Below are 14,132 nucleotides of genomic sequence, written 5' to 3' on the forward strand. Positions count from 1 at the left end.
CATCCGGTACTACAACGAAGACCGTATCCGACTGAAACTAAAGGGCCTGAGCCCGGTAAAGTACCGGGAACAGGTCGCGCTGGCCGCCTGATCCCCCAACTGTCCAACTTTAGGGGGTCACTTCACCCTGGGGGCTCGATGGCGCCATCCATGGCGCCCATCCACGCATGGCGTGGATCTACGTGTCGACCAAGGTCGACACCCACCAACAGCCGCGGAAATCTGTCGAAGGCGGGGTGGGTCCGGTTGCGGGGGTGTCCGCGGCATGGATGCCGCGGCCAAGCCCCCACGGATGGGTTTACGGCGTCCCCCGCAACCGGACCCACCCCGCCATCCCACAGCAACCCCGCTGTTGCTGTTGCTGTTGCTGTTGCTGTTGCTGTTGCTGTTGCCGTTGCTCCAGCCGTTGCCTCTGCGGGTGCCGGGCGCCGCCCGGCCGATACCCCTCCCCCGGCCGGGCTGGCAGAATAGGTATCTCTGCCGTAATCCGAAGCCGACGATGCGCCTCTCCCAGTTCCACCTGCACACCACCAAGGAAACCCCCAGCGACGCCGAGCTGACCAGCCACCGGCTGATGCTGCGCGCGGGCATGATCCGCAAGCTCGCATCCGGCCTGTACACCTGGTCGCCGCTGGGCCTGCGCGTGCTGCGCAAGGTCGAACGCATCGTCCGCGAGGAAATGGACCGCGCCGGTGCCGTGGAATTCCAGATCCCGACCATCCAGCCGAAGGAACTGTGGGAGCAGACCGGCCGCTGGCAGAAATTCGGCCCGCAGCTGCTGAAGATCAAGGACCGCAAGGAACAGACCTTCTGCTACAGCCCCACCGCCGAAGAAGCGGCCTGCGATTTCGCGCGCAGCGAACTGTCCAGCTACAAGCAGCTGCCGGTGAACTTCTACCAGATCCAGACCAAGTTCCGCGACGAGATCCGTCCGCGCTTCGGTGTCATGCGCGCGCGCGAGTTCCTGATGAAGGACGCCTACTCGTTCCACCTGCACGACGAAGACCTCGTGCGTGAGTACGAAAACATGAAGGTGGCCTACAGCCGCATCTTCACCCGCCTGGGCCTGGACTTCCGCATGGTGCAGGCCGATTCCGGCGCGATCGGCGGTGACGCCTCGCAGGAATTCCACGTGATCGCCGACTCCGGTGAGGACGCGCTGGTGTTCTCCACCGGTTCGGACTACGCGGCCAACATGGAAGCGGCCATCGCCGCCGATCCGGCCGCGCGTGCTGCGGCCAGCGAAGCGCTGCGCAAGGTCGAGACCCCGACCCAGAAGACCTGCGAAGACGTCGCCGCGCTGCTGGGCATCGATCTGCAGCGTACGGTGAAGTCGGTGGCACTGATCGCCGGCGAAGGCGAGGCACAGCAGTTCGTGCTGGCGCTGGTGCGTGGCGACCACGAGGTCAACGAAATCAAGCTGGGCAAGGTTGCTGGCCTGGACGAGCAGCGTTTTGCCAGCGAAGCAGAGATCGCCGAATACCTCGACAGCGTGCCGGGCTTCCTTGGTCCGGTCGCCCCGGCCAAGCCGATCCGCGTGGTCGCCGATCGCGAAGTGGCGGCGATGTCCGACTTCGTCGTCGGTGCCAATGAGGCCGGTTTCCATCTGGCCGGCGTCAACTGGGGCCGCGACCTGGCCGAACCGGAAGTGGCCGATATCCGCAACGTGCGCGCCGGTGATCGTGCGCTGGACGGCGGCGAACTGAAAATCGCCCGCGGCATCGAAGTCGGCCACGTGTTCCAGCTGGGCCGCACCTATGCGAAGGCGCTCGATGCCACCGTGCTGGACGAGAATGGCAAGGCCGCGGTAATGACGATGGGCTGCTACGGCATCGGTATTTCGCGTGTGGTCGCCGCAGCCATCGAGCAGAACCACGATGACGCCGGCATCATCTGGCCCGACGCGATGGCGCCGTGGCAGGTGGTGGTCTGCGTGATCAATCCGAAGGGCGACGCAGGCGTGGCCGATGCAGCTGCAGCTCTGCTGCAGGAGCTGCGCGATGCCGGCCTGGATGCAGCACTGGACGACCGCGGCCTGCGCCCGGGCGCGATGTTTGCCGACATGGAACTGATCGGCATCCCGCACCGCGTGGTGGTCAGCGAGCGCGGCCTGGCCGCAGGCACCTTCGAGTACCGCTCGCGTCGGGCGGCCGAAGCGGAGAGCCTGGACAAGGCCACCCTGCTGCAGCGCCTGCAGGGCTGATCGGAAAAGACCGGGGTATACCCCGGTCTTTTTTTAGCGGCTGGCCGACCCGGGAAAACCGCAACGGACATAATCCGGTCAAAATGGTCGCAACCGGGCCAGCCAGCCGACAGACGGTGACCGCAACTGTTTGTGCTGGGATTAATTCATCATTACTCTGTCCTGCGACGCCACGGACCGGCTCGTCCCTGTCCCTAAATTAGTTTCTGGAGTAATCGTTGATGAGCATCGACCTGACCGGCCTGTCTGCACGTGAGCTGGGCGCATTGATCCGCACAGCCAAGAAGCAGCAGACCATCGTCGCCAAGCGTCGCCCGATCACCAAGGTACGTGCCCAGCTGAGCAAGCTGGCCAAGACCGAGGGTTACACCATCGAGGAACTGTTCGGTGGTGAGCCCGCACCGCGCGCGCGCAAGGTCGCCAAGACCACCAAGGCCCCGTCCAAGGCTGCCGGCCGCAAGCTGGGCAAGGTTGCGCCGAAGTACCGCAACCCGGCCAACCCGAAGGAAACCTGGACCGGTCGTGGCAAGCAGCCGCGCTGGATGGCCGAGCTGACTGCCAAGGGCAGCAAGAAGCCGGAAGATTTCCTGATCAAGAAGGCCTGAGGCCGTCTGCAGCAGGAATGAAAAACGCCGGCGAAAGCCGGCGTTTTTTTTGGGTAGCGCCGGGCCATGCCCGGCGAGCGCAGCGGTTGGTTTCCCGATCCTCCGGGCCTGGCCCGGCGCTACCGCCTGATCACAGCGTCTTGCGCGCCGGCATCAGCAGGTTGCCGAACAGCAGGCCGGCGACCAGCGCCATCACCACGTTCAACACGGTCAGGAACACGCTCTGGCCGGCGCCCACGTCCTGTTGCTGGACCAGGGTCAGCACGCCGCGCAGGCTGGTGCTGCCGGGCACCATCATGATGATGCCCGGCAGGCGGATGATCGCACCGGGGCGGCCGACCACGCGCCCGAACAGGTTGCCGCCGGCGGTCAGCAGCATCGCCGACAGGAAGATGCCGGCGGGCGTACCCCAGGCATGACCACCAAATTTGGAGATCGCGTAACCGGCTACCGAGGCGGCGATCACCCACGGATAGTCGCGGCGGTTGGCCTTGAACAACATCGCAAAGGCGAACGCCGCCGTCAGCAGCGAGCCCCACTCCACCCACGGCCCCTGTGGCCGCGAGGCACGGATCATCGGATCCAGCCCCAGCACATCGGCCAGGGTCACCGCGATCATCGCGCCGACACTGAGCTTCATGATCGTGGTCAACGCGCCGGCAAAGCGCGCGGTGCCGGACACCCAGTGCTGGCTGGCCAGTTCATTGACCGCATTGGTCAGTGACATGCCCGGCAGCAGCACCACCAGCGAGGCGATGATCACCGTGTTGAGATTCAGGGCACCCACGAACGTGGCAACCACGGTGGCGACCAGGCCGGCCAGCAGCGCCGCCAGCGCTTCGGCCGCTTCCCGGCTGGCCGGGCGCTTGTCGGTGACCATGCCGAGCAGGCCGATCAACAGGCCGATGACGCCAGCGGTGGCGATATCCAGCCACGGCAGCTTCCACATGCCCGCCACGCCGGCCGCACCGAGGGTGAAGGACAGGATGGTGCGCAGCTTGCCGCGCCGGCCCGGATCCTTGTCCAGCTGGCGCAGCGCGGTGTGGCCCTGGGCAATGCTCATGCGGCCATTGGCCACTTCTTCGGCGATCCCGTCAGCCACGCTGAGCTTGTGCAGGTCGTTCTCGCCGGGCGCCAGCCGGATCACCCGGGTGATGTCGCTGGAGCCGATGGCCTGCGCCGGATCGCTGAAACTGAGGATGATGCCGGTGGGGTTCGACCACGGTTCACAATCCAGATCGAGCTGCCGGGCCAAGGCAACCACCGCCGCTTCCAGGCGCTGGGCCGTTGTGCCGTAGCTGTGCAGGCGGCCGGCGATCTCGGAAACGAAGGCCACGCGCTGCGCGTAGGTAGCCTGGGGCGTGGGGATCGTGTGAGCGTCTGCGGACATGCGCCGTAGTATTACCTACGTCAGGCTCTGCTGGAGAAATTCATCCTGGTTCGACGCGACGTGCAATTCAGAACGGTTATGCTGCGACCCGAATGGCCCCCATGACCCCGACCCACGCCCCCCAGCTCGAACAGGACGCTCAGGATCCGGGATTGATCCGGCTGTCCGGCCACTGGACCCTGAAGACCGCGCTGGCCGCGGCCGAAGTGCTGCGTGGCGTTCCGGACAAGCTGACCGGCATCGACGCCACAGGCATCGAGCTGCTCGACTCGGCCGGCGTGCTGCAGGTGCTGCGCGTCGCCCATCGCGCTGACCTCAGCGAAGACGCGTTGCAGTTCCGCCCGGACCACCAGGCGCTGGTGTGCACCATTGAGGAAGTAGCCGATGACCGCCCGAAGCCGAAGCGTGACTTCGGCGTACTGGCGGCACTGGAGCGGCTGGGTGTCAGCGTCCATGCCACCGGCCACAACATCAAGGCGCTGTGCAGCTTCCTCGGCGAGAACCTGGTCAAGGGTGCGCGCCTGGTCAAGGAACCTCGACGTTTCCGCCTGACCGCGACCGTGCACCAGATGGAACAGGTCGGGCTGGATGCGGTGCCGCTGGTGGCGCTGCTGTCCTATCTGGTCGGCGCGGTGATCGCCTTCCTCGGTTCGACCATCCTGCGCGACTTCGGTGCGGAGATCTATGTGGTCGAACTGGTGAACATCGCCTTCCTGCGCGAATTCGCCGTGCTGCTGACCGCGATCGTGCTGGCCGGCCGCACCGCCAGTGCCTTCACCGCGCAGATCGGTGCGATGAAGGCACGCGAGGAAATCGATGCGATGCGCACCCTGGGGCTCGATCCCATCGACCTGCTGGTACTGCCGCGTCTGGTCGCGCTGCTGTTGACCCTGCCGCTGCTGACCTTCATCGCGATGGTCGCTGGCCTGGCCGGCGGCATCACCGTCGGCGCGTTCGACCTGGACATCCCGCCGCAGATGTACATCGCGCGCATGCACGAAACGATGGAAGTGCGGCACATGCTGGTGGGCCTGTCCAAGGCGCCGGTGTTCGCGCTGGTGATCGGCCTGATCGGCTGCCTGGAAGGCCTGAAGGTGGAAGGCACCGCGCAGTCGGTCGGCGAACGCACCACCTCCAGCGTGGTGCAGACGATCTCGCTGGTGATCATCATCGACGCCTTCGCGGCGTTGTGGTTCATGCACATGGACTGGTGACATGACTACGCATCCGACCCACGAAGACGTGCCCATGCAGGACGACGACGGCCACGACCTGGCCATCCGCGTGCGCGGGCTGGTCAACCGCTTTGGCAGCCAGACCGTGCATGAAGGGCTGGACCTGGACGTGCGCCGTGGCGAAATCCTTGGCGTGGTGGGCGGCTCGGGTACCGGCAAATCGGTGCTGATGCGCTCGATCCTCGGGCTGCGCGTGCCGGATGAAGGGCAGATCGAGGTACTCGGCCGCGATGCGCGCGCCGACGATCCCGAGAGCCGCCTGCATATCGAGCGCAACACCGGCGTGCTGTTCCAGGACGGCGCCCTGTTCTCGTCGCTGACCGTCGGCGAGAACGTGCAGGTGCCACTGAAGGAACACCACCGCGAACTGCCCGAGCGCTGGCATTACGAACTGGCACTGCTGAAGGTGAAACTGGCCGGCCTGCCCGCCGATGCCATCAACAAGCTGCCCTCGCAGCTGTCCGGCGGCATGCGCAAGCGCGCCGGCCTGGCACGTGCGCTGGCGCTGGATCCACCGCTGCTGTTCCTGGATGAGCCCACCGCCGGCCTGGACCCGATCGGTGCGGCGGCGTTCGACCGCCTGATCAAGACCCTGCAGGAAGCGCTGGGGCTGACCGTGTTCCTGATCACCCACGACCTGGACACGCTGTATGCGATCTGCGACCGGGTGGCGGTCATCGCCGACCGCAAGGTGGTGGCCAATGCGCCGCTGCCGGAAATCGAGAGACTGGATCATCCGTGGATCCAGGAATACTTCCACGGACCCCGCGCGCGCGCTGCGCGTGGCGAACAGATCGAGAGTGCCTGAGCCATGGAAACAAAAGCCAACTACGTGCTGATCGGCGCGTTCACCCTGATCACCGGCCTGGCCCTGCTGGCCTTCGGCCTGTGGGCCGCCAAGTACTCCTCCGACCGCACCTGGCAGGAATACCGGGTGGTGTTCCGCGAAGCGGTGACCGGCCTGTCGGTCGGCAGCCCGGTGCAGTACAACGGCATCGCGGTGGGCTCGATCACCGAACTGAACCTGGTACCGGATGACCCGCGCCAGGTGGTCGCGCGCATCCGCCTGAACTCGACCACGCCGGTCAAGACCGATACCCGCGCCAAGCTGGCGATCACCAGCCTGACCGGCCCGTCGATCATCCAGCTCAGCGGCGGCACGCCGCAGTCGCCGGCGCTGACCACGGTCAACAAGGACCCGGCACCGATCATCCCGACCACACCGTCGGCGCTGCAGAACATCACCGACGTGGCCAACCGCATCGTCGAGCGCATGGACCAGATCCTCAGCGACCGCAACGTCGCCTCGATCAACGCCACCCTGGCCAACCTGGAAACCATCAGTGGCGGCCTGGCCGACCGTGACCAGGGCACGCAGTCGCTGCTGCTCAGCGCGCGCGATGCCGCGCGCAGCCTGGACGCCACCCTGAAGACCACCAACGGCACCATCGAGCGCCTGGACAAGAACCTGGTGCAGCAGCTGCCGGGCATCATCGACAAGCTCGACGCCACCTTGGCCAAGCTTGATTCGGCCGCCGGCAATGCCGATTCGATCCTTGGCGAGAACCGCGCCGCCATCAACAGCTTCGCCAATGACGGCCTGGGCCAGCTCGGCCCGACCCTGGGTGAACTGCGTGGCCTGATCCGCGACCTGCGCCGGGTCAGCGACCGCCTCGAGAACAATCCCGCACGCTACCTGCTCGGCCGCGACGCCCCGAAGGAGTTCGAACCCAAATGAGCCCGACCACCCTTCCGCGCCTGTTGCTGGCAGCGTCGCTGGCCACCCTGCTGGGTGGCTGCTCGATCCTCGGCAGCGGCGACAAGAACCCCGTCACCCTGTATTCGCCGGCCGTGCAGGTCAAGGTCGACCCCAGCTGGCCGCAGGCCGACTGGCAGCTGGTGCTGGCCAAGCCCAGCGCCGCGCGCATGGTCGACAGCCCGCGCATCAACGTACGGCCAACGCCGTCGGAGCTGGAGATCTACAAGGGCGCCAGCTGGGCGCAGCCGGCCACCGACATGATCGAAGACACCCTGCTGCGTGGCTTCGAGGATTCCGGCCGCATCCACGGCGTGGCCCGCGTTGCCGCCGGCATCCGCGCCGACTACAAGCTGTCCACCGACATCCGTCGCTTCGAATCGGATTACCAGGGCCAGGCAACGCCGACGGTCGTCATCGAGATCAACGCCAAGCTGATCGACGTCACCAACCAACGCGTGGTCGCCGACCGCACCTTCCGCCAGCTGCAGCCGGTGGGCAGCACCGATGTGTCGGCAGTGGCAGCGGCGTTCGAGCGTGGCCTGCAGCAGGTGGCGCAGGACGTGGTGGGCTGGACGCTGACCAGCGGGCAGAATGACAAGCAGGCGCTGAAGCGCTGAGGTTGCCCGTTTCGCACGCCGGGCATGGCCCGGCGCTACCGCCACCTGTTCCTGGTAGCGCCGGGCCATGCCCGGCGAACCCCGGTCAACGCGGATGGATCCAGCGGAACGTCAGGTTGATGCGTTCGCCCTGTACCCGCGCCATCTTCGGCAGCGCGTGCTGGTAGTGGCGTTGGGTAGCGCCGCCCATCAGCAGCAGGTCGCCATGGCCGAGCAGGAATTCCGCCTTGCGCGTGGTGTCATCACGGCGGCGCAGCAGGAACCGCCGCGCTGTGCCGAGGCTCAACGACGCAATCAAAGGCGCCGGCCCCAGCTCGGGCTCGTCATCGCTGTGCCAGCCCATGTAGTCGGTGCCGCCGCGATAGCGGTTGAGCAGTACGCTGTTGAATCGACCGACGCCCTCGGCCTGTAGCCGGTCGCGCAGCGCGGACAGCCGTGGCGGCCACGGATGCGGCACGAACTCAGTACCTGAATAGCGGTAACGCGCCTGCGGATCACCGATCCAACAACTCAACCGCGGTGAATCCACCCAGTTGCCGAACATGCGGATGCGGTGGGTTTCCCAGGGGATTGCCTGCGCCAATACACGCTGCAGTGCATCGGCGTCAGCCGCTGGCAACCAGCCCGGCAGATGTCGGACGTCAGCATCAGGCAGATCGTGGGGGAATAGCATGGGAGATTCAGGAGATGGGGCAGCGACATGCCGCCCCGTGGATGCTCAGCGGCGCTTGAACGCGACGCCGGTCTTTTCCTTCAACTCATCCTCGCCCACACCCGCCGCAGTCTCCACCAGCACCAGACCGTCATCGGTCACATCGAATACCGCCAGGTCGGTGATGATGCGGTCGACCACGCCCACACCGGTCAGCGGCAGCGTGCATTCGGCCAGGATCTTGTGTTCGCCGTTCCTGGCGGTGTGCTCCATCAGCACCACCACGCGCTGCACGCCGGCCACCAGGTCCATCGCACCGCCCATGCCCTTGACCATCTTGCCGGGCACCATCCAGTTGGCCAGGTCGCCCTTGTCGGTCACCTGCATCGCACCAAGGATGGCCAGGTTGACGTGGCCACCGCGGATCATCGCAAAGCTGTCATGGCTGCCGAAGTAGCTGGCGCCCGCACGTGCGGTGACGGTCTGCTTGCCGGCATTGATCAGGTCGGCGTCCACCTCGGCCTCGGTGGGGAACGGACCGATGCCCAGCAGGCCGTTTTCCGACTGCAGCCACACGTCCACGCCTTCGGGAATGTGGTTGGCCACCAGCGTCGGCAGGCCGATGCCCAGGTTCACGTAGGCGCCATCGGTCAGCTCACGCGCAGCGCGCGCCGCCATCTCATCGCGGGTCCATGCCATGTCAGTTGCCCTCCGCACGGATGGTGCGCTGTTCGATACGTTTTTCAGGGGTGGGGTTGTGCACGATGCGGTGCACATAGATGCCCGGCAGGTGCACCTGGTCCGGATCGATGCTGCCGACCGGCACCACCTCCTCCACTTCCACGATGCAGACCTTGCCGGCCATTGCACAGGCCGGGTTGAAGTTGCGCGCGGTCTTGCGGAACACCAGGTTGCCGGCCTCGTCGGCCTTCCAGGCCTTGACCAGGGCAACGTCGGCGCGCAGCGCGGTTTCCATCACATAGTGCTTGCCATCGAACTCGCGGGTTTCCTTGCCCTCGGCGACCACGGTGCCGTAACCGGTGGCGGTGAAGAACGCCGGGATACCCGCCCCGCCGGCACGCAGGCGCTCGGCCAGGGTGCCCTGCGGATTGAATTCCAGCTCCAGCTCGCCGGCCAGGAACTGCCGTTCGAATTCCTTGTTCTCGCCCACGTACGACGAAATCATCTTGCTGATCTGCCGGGTTTCCAGCAGCTGGCCCAGGCCGAAGCCATCGACGCCGGCGTTGTTGGAGATCACGGTCAGGCCCTTGGCGCCACTGTCGCGCAACGCGGCGATCAGTGCCTCGGGAATGCCGCACAGGCCGAAGCCCCCCACGGCCAGGGTCTGGCCATCGGCGACCACGCCCTGCAGGGCCTGCGCCGCAGAGGCGAAACGCTTGCTGCGCGTGCCGCTGGAAGTTGATTGCTGCATCTCTACTGCCCTACCCGGTGAGAATGCCGCCATTCTAGCGGCACACCCGACGCCGGCTGGGATGCGCCGCAGCATGAACCGGCATGCCGGGCTGCCAATCCGTAGAATGTTCCCTTTCCCGCTTGCGGTGCCCTTGGCAACGCGTGCTGTAGATGGAGAGGACAGGACGACGCATGGCCGAAGTATTCACCGGAGGGGAACTGTCCCGCTGGCTGGATGCCGGGACGCTGGAAAAGGGCAACCACCAGGTGTCGGCAGTGCGCGAGCTGCGCTACCGGTCACCGCTGCTGACCGCCCAGGTCGAGGGCTGGCAGGTGGCGATCGACCTGGATGCCAGCGCCCGCACCCCGCACAGCCCCCTGCAGAGTCGCTGCACCTGCCCGGCTGGCACGCACTGCGAGCATGTCGCCGCGGTGTTGCTGGCCGCACTGCAGAACTCACTGGAGGGTGAACCGGGTTCGCTGCGTGCGGCCGCCGATCCGATACTGCCTACCCTGCAGATCCAGGCGATGACACCGATCCTGCATCTGCACAGCATGGAATACCGACCTGCCTGGCTCACCGAACGTGACCCCTCGCAATGGCTCGACGTCGCCACCGTCGCGTTCGAGTACGACGAGCACGTGCGTTTTCTCGACGACCCCTCGCTGTTCGTGCACGACGCCGAGGGCCAGCTCTACCTGCTGCCGCGTGACCTGGCCGGGGAGGCACGGCGCGAGGCTGAACTGCACAGCGTCCACCTGCACCGCGAGCGGCAACCGCGCATCGTGCTGGACGGCGGCGGCCCGTTGTTCGAGCTGCGCAGTTTCGACTGGACCCGCTTCCTGCTGGAGGACGTGCTGCGGCTGGAAGCGCTGGGCTGGAAGATCGAGACTGACGACGCCTTCCGCCACCGCATCACCCGGGTGGAGGACATCGACCTGGATGTCCGGTCGGTGTCCGCCGACAGCAACGAGCTCGACCTGGCCCTGACCATCGACGTCGATGGCCGCAGCATTGCGCTGGTTCCGCTGCTGCAGGGCGTACTGCAGTCCGATCCGCGCTGGCTGCGCGGCCAGCTGGACGCGATTGGCGATGACGAGAACGTATTGCTGACGACGGCAGACAATGAACGTCTGGCCCTGCGGGCAGCGCGGCTGAAGCCGGTGATCGCGCTGCTTGCGGATCTGTTCGGCGACCGTGGGCAACCGCTGCGCCTGCAGGCGCATGATCGCGGCCGCCTGCAGGCCCTGCAGGACGCTGCGCAGTTACGGCTGCACAGCAGCAACGATACCCGTGCACGCGTGCAGCGCCTGCTGGACGCCCCGGCGATGAGCGCTGTCCCAGCGCCCCAGGGTTTGCGCGCGACGCTGCGCAGCTACCAGCTTGAAGGCCTGTCATGGCTGCAGTACCTGCGCCAGCAGGGCCTGGGCGGCGTGCTGGCCGATGACATGGGCCTGGGCAAGACACTGCAGACCCTGGCCCATCTGCTGCTTGAAAAGCAGAGTGGCCGCCTGGACAAGCCGGCGCTGGTGGTCGTGCCAACCTCATTGCTGCACAACTGGCAGAGCGAAGCGGCGCGCTTCACCCCGGATCTGCGTGTACTGACCCTGCACGGCCCCGCACGTGACACGCAGTTCGACGCCATTGCCGCCCATGATCTGATACTCACCACCTATCCCCTGCTCTGGCGCGACGAACCGGCGCTGCAGGCCCATTCCTATCACCTGCTGATCCTGGACGAGGCACAGCAGGTGAAGAATCCCAGATCGCGCGCGGCGGCCACGCTGCGCACGCTGCAGGCGCGTCATCGCCTGTGCCTGACCGGCACCCCGCTGGAGAACCATCTGGGCGAGCTGTGGACGCAGTTCGACTTCCTGCTGCCCGGCCTGCTCGGCAGCGAAAAACAGTTCAACCAGCACTGGCGCCATCCCATCGAACGCGGCAGCGACCAGCGGCGTGCTCAGCTGCTGGCCCAGCGGCTGCGACCTTTCATCCTGCGCCGGCGCAAGGACCAGGTCGCTTCCGAGCTTCCACCGAAGACGGTCATCACCCGCACCGTGGCAATGGAAGGCGCCCAGCGCGATCTGTACGAAGCCGTGCGCGTGGCGATGGAAAAGCAGGTCCGCGATGCGATCAACGGCAGCGGGCTGGCGCGCAATCACATCGTGGTACTGGACGCGTTGCTGAAGCTGCGCCAGGTCTGCTGCGATCCGCGCCTGCTGCCAGGCGAGACACCCGCGCGCGCTGCCGGTTCGGCCAAGCTGGACCTGCTGCGCGAGATGTTGCCTGCCATGGTCGAGGAAGGGCGGCGCATCCTGCTGTTCTCGCAGTTCACCGGCATGCTGGCGTTGATCGGCCAGGCCCTGCGGGAACTCAGCCTGCCCTACGTGCAGCTCACCGGCGATACCCAGGACCGGGTCACGCCCGTGCAGCGCTTCATGCAGGGCGAGGTTCCCGTGTTCCTGATCAGCCTGAAGGCCGGTGGCGTGGGCCTGAACCTGACGGCCGCCGACACCGTCATCCACTTCGATCCCTGGTGGAACCCGGCCGCCGAGAACCAGGCCACCGACCGTGCCCATCGCATCGGCCAGGACCAGCCGGTGTTCGTCTACAAGCTGATCACCGCCGGCAGCGTCGAGGAACGGATCGCCGAGCTGCAGCAGCGCAAGGCCGACCTGGCCGACGCGATCCTGGAGGGCAGTGGCGGCACAGGCCCACGTTTCGACGCAGCCGATCTTGAGGCCCTGCTGTCTCCCCTGCCCGGCGCGCCGGCCAAACGCGCGGCAGGCAGACGCAGGGCCACCCGCACGTGACCACTCGGCGGTCAGGCAGCGTTGGGTCTATGGAAACGATTCCCATACAAGGCTGGGATTACACTAGCCAACTGATCTGACAAAGGATTCCAGCGATGCCCCTGCCCGCCTTCAAGGCTTATGACATCCGCGGCCGCGTGCCGGAAGAACTGAACGAAGACCTCGCCCGGCGGATCGGCGTGGCCTTGGCCGATCAGTTGTCACCCGGGCCAGTGGTGGTGGGGCACGACGTCCGCCTGACCAGTCCGGCGCTGCAGGATGCCCTGGCAGCCGGCCTGCGCGGCGCGGGCCGGGAAGTGATCGACATCGGCCTGTGCGGCACCGAGGAAGTCTATTTCCAGACCGACCATCGCGGTGCAGCGGGCGGTGTGATGGTTACCGCCAGCCACAACCCGATGGACTACAACGGCATGAAGCTGGTCAAGGAGAACGCCCGGCCGATCAGTTCCGATACCGGCCTGTTCGCGATCTCCGATGCCGTGGCAGCCGACAGCGCAACACCGCAGCCGCCGACCGCAGGCCAACGCAGCGAGCACGACAAGAGCGCCTACATCCAGCATCTGCTGTCCTATGTGGACAGCACCAAGCTCAAGCCCCTCAAGCTGGTGGTCAATGCAGGCAATGGGGGCGCCGGCGCCATCGTCGACCTGCTCGCACCGCACCTGCCGTTCGAGTTCATCCGCATCTGCCACGAACCCGATGGCAGCTTCCCCAACGGCATTCCCAATCCGCTGCTGCAGGAGAACCGCGCTGCCACGGCCGAGGCGGTCCGCGAGCACGGCGCAGACTTCGGCATTGCCTGGGATGGCGATTTCGACCGCTGCTTCTTCTTCGACCACAACGGGCGCTTCATCGAGGGCTATTACCTCGTCGGCCTGCTGGCCAAGGCGGCGCTGGACCGTAACCCGGGTGGCAAGATCGTGCATGACCCACGCCTGGTCTGGAATACCGTGGAGATGGTCGAACAGGCGGGTGGTGTGCCGGTGCTGTGCAAGAGCGGCCATGCCTTCATCAAGGAGAAGATGCGCGCAGAGGACGCGGTGTATGGCGGCGAAATGAGTGCCCATCATTACTTCCGCGAATTCGCCTATGCCGACTCGGGCATGATCCCCTGGCTGCTGATCGCCCAGCTCATTTCCGAAAGCGGCCGTTCGCTGGCCGACTGGGTTGAAGACCGCATGGCCGCCTATCCGTGCAGCGGCGAAATCAACTTCAAGGTCAGCGATGCGAAGGCGTCCGTGGCCCGCGTGATGGAACACTTCGCCGCGCAGTCGCCGGCGCTGGACCATACCGATGGCATCAGTGCCGACTTCGGCGACTGGCGCTTCAACCTGCGCAGTTCCAACACCGAGCCGCTGCTGCGCTTGAACGTGGAATCGCGTGGGGATGCGGCGCTGATGCAGGCACGCACCGATGAAATCGCCACGCTGTTGAAGGCCTGAGC

Annotated in this window: 12 protein-coding genes and 1 pseudogene; 9 read left to right on the plus strand and 4 right to left on the minus strand. The window is 66.2% G+C overall.

What is annotated here, in order from left to right:
- The 3 genes and pseudogenes from LC407_RS17185 to LC407_RS17195 all read left to right on the plus strand — a co-directional run.
- On the plus strand, positions 1-91 hold a 91-nt coding region (locus LC407_RS17185; protein WP_140227454.1), incomplete at its 5' end, for an IS3 family transposase.
- Between the two features lie 408 nt (positions 92-499).
- A complete protein-coding gene (locus LC407_RS17190) occupies positions 500-2,203 on the plus strand; it encodes a proline--tRNA ligase (protein ID WP_223483268.1) in 1,704 nt (567 codons plus the stop codon).
- Positions 2,204-2,424: 221 nt separating this feature from the next.
- Positions 2,425-2,802 (plus strand): annotated as a pseudogene (locus LC407_RS17195) (H-NS histone family protein); the annotation flags it as partial.
- Positions 2,803-2,938: 136 nt separating this feature from the next.
- Here the strand turns inward: LC407_RS17195 and LC407_RS17200 are convergent.
- Entirely contained in the window at positions 2,939-4,198 is a 1,260-nt protein-coding gene (locus tag LC407_RS17200) for a threonine/serine exporter family protein (protein ID WP_025878492.1), read from the minus strand.
- Positions 4,199-4,290: 92 nt separating this feature from the next.
- On the opposite strand from LC407_RS17200, the gene LC407_RS17205 reads away from it, so the two are divergent.
- Genes LC407_RS17205 through LC407_RS17220 form a run of 4 tightly spaced genes read left to right on the plus strand, consistent with a single transcriptional unit; the run spans position 4,291 to position 7,809 of the window.
- Positions 4,291-5,412: an ABC transporter permease gene (locus LC407_RS17205; RefSeq protein ID WP_177177018.1), complete on the plus strand. Its 1,122-nt coding sequence runs from the start codon at positions 4,291-4,293 to the stop codon at positions 5,410-5,412.
- Position 5,413: 1 nt separating this feature from the next.
- A complete protein-coding gene (locus LC407_RS17210; protein ID WP_099841875.1) occupies positions 5,414-6,241 on the plus strand; it encodes an ABC transporter ATP-binding protein in 828 nt (275 codons plus the stop codon).
- Positions 6,242-6,244: 3 nt separating this feature from the next.
- On the plus strand, positions 6,245-7,171 hold the full coding sequence (locus LC407_RS17215; protein WP_025878489.1) for an MlaD family protein: 927 nt from the start codon (positions 6,245-6,247) through the stop codon (positions 7,169-7,171).
- Positions 7,168-7,809 (plus strand): ABC-type transport auxiliary lipoprotein family protein, encoded by a 642-nt coding sequence (locus tag LC407_RS17220; protein WP_033830299.1) that lies wholly within the window; start codon positions 7,168-7,170, stop codon positions 7,807-7,809. The genes LC407_RS17215 and LC407_RS17220 overlap by 4 nt, the downstream gene beginning before the upstream one ends.
- An 85-nt stretch (positions 7,810-7,894) precedes the next feature.
- Here the strand turns inward: LC407_RS17220 and LC407_RS17225 are convergent, their stop codons facing one another.
- The 3 genes from LC407_RS17225 to LC407_RS17235 are packed head-to-tail and all read right to left on the minus strand — an operon-like array spanning position 7,895 to position 9,893.
- On the minus strand, positions 7,895-8,482 hold the full coding sequence (locus LC407_RS17225; protein WP_223483269.1) for an alpha-ketoglutarate-dependent dioxygenase AlkB: 588 nt from the start codon (positions 8,480-8,482) through the stop codon (positions 7,895-7,897).
- A gap of 45 nt (positions 8,483-8,527) precedes the next feature.
- Positions 8,528-9,160: a CoA transferase subunit B gene (locus LC407_RS17230; protein WP_032976348.1), complete on the minus strand. Its 633-nt coding sequence runs from the start codon at positions 9,158-9,160 to the stop codon at positions 8,528-8,530.
- A gap of 1 nt (position 9,161) precedes the next feature.
- A complete protein-coding gene (locus tag LC407_RS17235) occupies positions 9,162-9,893 on the minus strand; it encodes a CoA transferase subunit A (protein WP_025878484.1) in 732 nt (243 codons plus the stop codon).
- Between the two features lie 173 nt (positions 9,894-10,066).
- Here LC407_RS17235 and LC407_RS17240 point away from each other — a divergent pair, with 173 nt between their 5' ends.
- Positions 10,067-12,688 carry a DEAD/DEAH box helicase gene (locus LC407_RS17240; RefSeq protein WP_223483270.1) on the plus strand — a complete coding sequence of 874 codons (2,622 nt, stop codon included), beginning with the start codon at positions 10,067-10,069 and terminating at the stop codon, positions 12,686-12,688.
- A 95-nt stretch (positions 12,689-12,783) separates the two neighbouring features.
- Positions 12,784-14,130 carry a phosphomannomutase/phosphoglucomutase gene (locus LC407_RS17245; protein WP_025878482.1) on the plus strand — a complete coding sequence of 449 codons (1,347 nt, stop codon included), beginning with the start codon at positions 12,784-12,786 and terminating at the stop codon, positions 14,128-14,130.
- Positions 14,131-14,132: the final 2 nt, after the last annotated feature.

The sequence above is a fragment of the Stenotrophomonas sp. OVS01A genome (assembly GCF_019969775.1).
GTDB classification, from domain to species: domain Bacteria; phylum Pseudomonadota; class Gammaproteobacteria; order Xanthomonadales; family Xanthomonadaceae; genus Stenotrophomonas; species Stenotrophomonas indicatrix.

Coding starts and splice junctions, on each gene's coding strand:
- LC407_RS17190 (WP_223483268.1), top strand. CDS start 500: ATGCGCCTCTCCCAGTTCCACCTGCACACCACCAAGGAAACCCCCAGC.
- LC407_RS17200 (WP_025878492.1), bottom strand. CDS start 4,198: ATGTCCGCAGACGCTCACACGATCCCCACGCCCCAGGCTACCTACGCG.
- LC407_RS17205 (WP_177177018.1), top strand. CDS start 4,291: ATGGCCCCCATGACCCCGACCCACGCCCCCCAGCTCGAACAGGACGCT.
- LC407_RS17210 (WP_099841875.1), top strand. CDS start 5,414: ATGACTACGCATCCGACCCACGAAGACGTGCCCATGCAGGACGACGAC.
- LC407_RS17215 (WP_025878489.1), top strand. CDS start 6,245: ATGGAAACAAAAGCCAACTACGTGCTGATCGGCGCGTTCACCCTGATC.
- LC407_RS17220 (WP_033830299.1), top strand. CDS start 7,168: ATGAGCCCGACCACCCTTCCGCGCCTGTTGCTGGCAGCGTCGCTGGCC.
- LC407_RS17225 (WP_223483269.1), bottom strand. CDS start 8,482: ATGCTATTCCCCCACGATCTGCCTGATGCTGACGTCCGACATCTGCCG.
- LC407_RS17230 (WP_032976348.1), bottom strand. CDS start 9,160: ATGGCATGGACCCGCGATGAGATGGCGGCGCGCGCTGCGCGTGAGCTG.
- LC407_RS17235 (WP_025878484.1), bottom strand. CDS start 9,893: ATGCAGCAATCAACTTCCAGCGGCACGCGCAGCAAGCGTTTCGCCTCT.
- LC407_RS17240 (WP_223483270.1), top strand. CDS start 10,067: ATGGCCGAAGTATTCACCGGAGGGGAACTGTCCCGCTGGCTGGATGCC.
- LC407_RS17245 (WP_025878482.1), top strand. CDS start 12,784: ATGCCCCTGCCCGCCTTCAAGGCTTATGACATCCGCGGCCGCGTGCCG.